The organism is Mesorhizobium sp. M4A.F.Ca.ET.020.02.1.1, from assembly GCF_004022645.1.
Lineage (GTDB): Bacteria > Pseudomonadota > Alphaproteobacteria > Rhizobiales > Rhizobiaceae > Mesorhizobium.
In genome coordinates this window covers 1-1,690 of record NZ_RZOI01001007.1, presented here as the reverse complement: position 1 = coordinate 1,690, position 1,690 = coordinate 1, and the positions used below count along the sequence as shown (strand labels likewise).

Here is a 1,690-nt window from a genome sequence, read left to right as displayed (position 1 = left end):
GCGTCGACATGAAGCACCTGGGGGTCGCGCTCGCCAGTTGACCCGCCGTCGCGCCTGCCGACCGACGGCCAAGCTGCCGCGACTGAAGGATGTGGCCGGCGTCACCAGATGCGCCGCCGCGCATCGGTATGGCAGCTGTCGAGAAAAGCCGCCTTGACATTCGCGGCCCGGCAACCGACTTCCTAGCGTTCGAGGAGACCCGCCCCATGTCAGAACCCCGACGGTCGACGATCGATGCCGGAGAAGTGGAACGCTTCTCCGCGCTTGCCGCTGAATGGTGGAACCCGAACGGCAAATTCAGGCCGCTGCACAAGTTCAATCCGGTCCGGCTTGCCTACATCCGCGACCAGGTGGCGGCACGCTTTGGCCGCGATCCGCGCGCGGCGCGGCCGTTCGAGGGCCTGCGTTTTCTCGACATCGGCTGCGGCGGCGGGCTTTTGTGCGAGCCGATGGCCAGGCTCGGCGCCGAAGTGGTCGGCGCCGACGCTTCCGTCACCAACATCGAGGTGGCAAAGCTGCATGCGGCCGAGGTCGGCGTCAGTGTCGACTACCGCGCCACGACGGCGGAGGACCTCGCCGACGCCGGCGAGACATTCGACGTCATCCTCAACATGGAAGTGGTGGAGCACGTCGCCGACATCGACCTGTTCGTCGCCAAATGCGGCCAGATGGTCAAGCCCGGCGGCATCATGTTCGTCGCCACCATCAACCGCACGCTGAAGGCGCTCGGCCTTGCCATCATCGGCGCCGAATATGTGCTGCGCTGGCTGCCGCGCGGCACACACCAGTTCGGCAAGTTGGTGCGGCCGGAAGAACTGGAAAAGGCGCTTGGTGCTGCCGGCCTGACCATCATCGACCGCACCGGCGTCGTCTACCATCCGCTGGCCGACCGCTGGCAGCGGTCGAAGGACATGGACGTCAACTACATGGTGCTGGCCGAAAAGGGATCGGTCTGAGCGATCTCCTCGGCATCGATCTCGGAGCTCACGCTGCCTGACCCTGCAGCCTGGCACTGGTCTGGCTCTGCGCCCTGGTGGTGATGAACACGCCAGCGGTGATGATCATCGCACCCATCCAGGTCAGCAACTGGTAGTGCTCGCCAAGGAAGATCGTGCCGGCGAACAGGCCGACAGCAGCCGCGACGTAGCCGATCTGGCTGAGATAGACCGGGCCGCCGACCGCCTGCAGGCGGAAGAAGAAGGCAAACATCGCCGAGGCCGACGCCACCTGGCCGGCGACCACCAGCGGCACGCCGCTGAGCGGGACAAATGCGCTCTTGCCCAGCAAGGCCAGAATGCCTGCCAGCAGCAGCGTGGCCGAGGCCAGATGGCTGCCGACGGCAAGCTCGATCGGACCGGTCTCTTCGGGCCAGTCGACGGTGCGGTAGATATTGCCGGCGGCGAGGCTGACCGGGATCAGCAGCCCGACCGCCACCCAGAAGAACTCGGCCGGCTGGCCGGCCTCGCCGCGCGTGACCGCTACCATCACCGCACCGACGAAGCCGACGGCGATGCCGACGACACCGAGCAGATTCGGCCGCCTGACGCCGAGTAGGATCGAGAACACCAGCGTGACGACCGGCGACAGCGTGAACATGATGCCGGTGTAACCGGCGCCGAGATGCGGAATGGCCGAGAACATCAACAAATTGGGGAAGGCATAGGACACTGCCGCGGTGATGAAGAAATAG

2 protein-coding genes are annotated in these 1,690 nt (G+C 65.9%); one reads left to right on the top strand and one right to left on the bottom strand.

What is annotated here, in order from left to right:
• Positions 1-206: 206 nt before the first annotated feature.
• The gene (gene ubiG / locus EN742_RS34200; RefSeq protein WP_126058145.1) at positions 207-956 is read left to right on the top strand and encodes a bifunctional 2-polyprenyl-6-hydroxyphenol methylase/3-demethylubiquinol 3-O-methyltransferase UbiG; all 750 of its coding nucleotides are present in this window, start codon (positions 207-209) and stop codon (positions 954-956) included.
• Positions 957-984: 28 nt separating this feature from the next.
• On the opposite strand, the gene EN742_RS34195 is transcribed toward ubiG, so the two are convergent.
• Positions 985-1,690: DMT family transporter (locus EN742_RS34195; protein WP_148670492.1), on the bottom strand; the 706-nt coding region annotated here is incomplete at its 5' end.